This window comes from Mycobacterium sp. TH-M82, from assembly GCF_057473605.1.
The window spans coordinates 1-2,042 of the sequence record NZ_JBYCKY010000640.1 but is presented as its reverse complement, the minus strand read 5'-3'; the positions used below and the strand labels follow the sequence as shown (position 1 = coordinate 2,042).

Genomic DNA, 2,042 nt, shown 5'->3' with positions numbered 1-2,042 from the left:
CCCCGGCGGCGGCGAGTTCGCCGGCGTCCTTGGCGACCGCGGTGATCCCGAGGATCCGTCCGGTGTCGGAGTCGGCGACCACCTTGACGAAGCCGCGGGTGTCGCGGTTGATCAGCGCCCGGGGCACGTAGTGCAGGGGCAGCACGCGGCAGTCGCAACGGATGCCGGCTGCGACGGCCTGTTCATCGGTCATCCCGACCGCACCCAGCGCGGGGCTGGTGAACGTCACCCGGGGCAGGTGCGTGTAGTCGATCGACCGGTTTGCGCCAGTGAACGCATTGTCGACAACCATCGCGCCGTGGGCGGCCGCGACGTAGACGAACTGGCGCTGCGCGGTGACGTCCCCGGCTGCCCAGATCCGCGGGTTCGACGTCGCGAGCTGGTTGGTGACCGCAATCTCCCCCGCCTTCTCGGTCTCGACGTCCACCGCCTCAAGGTTGAGCCCATCGGTGACCGGGGTTCGGCCCAGCGCCACCATCAGCCGCTGGGCGCTGAACTCCTCCCGGCTGCCGGCCACCGACGCGCCCGCGACCACCCGTCCGGTGCCCGGATCGGTCCTCACCGAGTCAACGATCGCTCGGCAGACCACCCGGATGCCCTCGTCGGCGAACACGGTGAGCAGGGACTGGGACGCCTCGGGTTCCTCCCGGGAGGCCAGCCGGGAGCGGACCAGCATGGTGACCTTGCAGCCCAGCCGGGCAAACAGCTGGGCTTGTTCCAAAGCGACATACCCACCGCCGAGCACCAGCAGCGTCTCAGGAACCTCCTTGAGCTCCATCGCCGTGGTCGAGGTCAGGTAGTCGACCTGGTCGAGTCCGTCGATCGCTGCGATGGTGGGCCGGGAACCGGTCGCGACCAGGTAGTGCGCGGCTACGACGAGCCTGCTGTTGGCGTCCTCGGTCATCACTCGCAGGACCGGAGCGTCCGGGGAGCCGTCGAACGAGGCCTGCCCGCGCAGCAGCCGCCAGCCGTAGTCCTCGGCGATGTCGAGGTACTTCTCCGCGCGCAGCGCCTCGACGAGGGTCCGCTTTCCGTCGACGAGGCCGGGCATGTCCACCGGGTCGGCGCTGGTGCTGATTCCGGGGAACCTGCCGGTGTCGAGGGCGACGTGGCGGGCCTCGGCGGCGGCGATCAGTGCCTTGGAGGGCACGCAGCCGGTGTTCACGCACGTGCCACCTACCGTGCCGCGCTCGATCATCGCCACCGACTTGCCCAGCGTCGAAGCGCGGATCGCGGCGGCGAACGCCGCCCCACCCGATCCGACCACGGCAAGATCGACCTTCGTCTGTTTCACCTGGCCCTCCTCATCGGTGTTTCGCGGGCAGCTCGCAGCCATCCGGTTCGCAGCGGCGGCTACCTGGGGAGACCAGGTCCCACACGGCGACGACGACCATGACCGCCAGTCCCGCATACAGCACGACCCTTGCCGGTCCGTGAGCCGGGACACCGCTTATGAACGAAACCCATCCGATCAGCACGAGGGTCGGACCGATCATCCCCAGGGCGCTGCGGCGCCATTGCCGGTGGGCGAACCACCCCAGTCCGTTGGCGACCAGCACGAGCGCGGCGAACAGTGGTAAAACGTTGATGAATACCTCTTCCCATCGGGAGAGAAATCCCAGCCCGATGGCCGCCCCGATAGCGCCCACCGCCGGGAAACACATGGCGCAAGCCATGGTGGACACGACGGTGCCGACAACGCCAACCTTGTCAGTCATGATGCGCACAATCTGTCGCATTTGTCTCTCCTGAATCGCTTGAAGAATCCGTTCGTCAGCGCCAGAATGAACCTTCCAGTAAAGATGAAGGTCAAGTCGCGAATCAAACGAGAGGTAGGGACGGTGCGGATCGGAGAGTTGGCCGACGCTGTCGGCACCACCACCACGACCCTGCGCTTCTACGAGGAGCGGGGTTTGCTCCCCGACGCCGACCGCACGTCCGCGGGTTACCGGGACTATTCGCCCGACACCGTCACCAGGATCGACTTCATCCACCGAGGCAAGGCCGCGGGGCTCACACTCGCCCAGATCCGTGAGGTTCTG

Annotated in this window: 3 protein-coding genes; 1 reads left to right on the top strand and 2 read right to left on the bottom strand. The window is 67.4% G+C overall.

Annotated elements, in window-relative coordinates; all coding sequences use genetic code 11:
• Both merA and merC read right to left on the bottom strand, forming a co-directional pair.
• Positions 1-1,336: mercury(II) reductase (gene merA / locus AC2VON_RS18790; protein WP_486954315.1), on the bottom strand; the 1,336-nt coding region annotated here is incomplete at its 3' end.
• Complete coding sequence (gene merC, locus AC2VON_RS18785) at positions 1,305-1,739, bottom strand: organomercurial transporter MerC (RefSeq protein ID WP_486954314.1); 435 nt, start codon at positions 1,737-1,739, stop codon at positions 1,305-1,307. The genes merA and merC, both read right to left, overlap by 32 nt.
• 102 nt (positions 1,740-1,841) lie before the next feature.
• On the opposite strand from merC, the gene AC2VON_RS18780 reads away from it, so the two are divergent.
• On the top strand, positions 1,842-2,042 hold a 201-nt coding region (locus AC2VON_RS18780), incomplete at its 3' end, for a MerR family transcriptional regulator (RefSeq protein WP_486954316.1).

Bases quoted from the DNA above. Each gene is read 5' to 3' on its own strand.
- merC (WP_486954314.1), bottom strand. From the start codon at position 1,739: ATGCGACAGATTGTGCGCATCATGACTGACAAGGTTGGCGTTGTCGGC.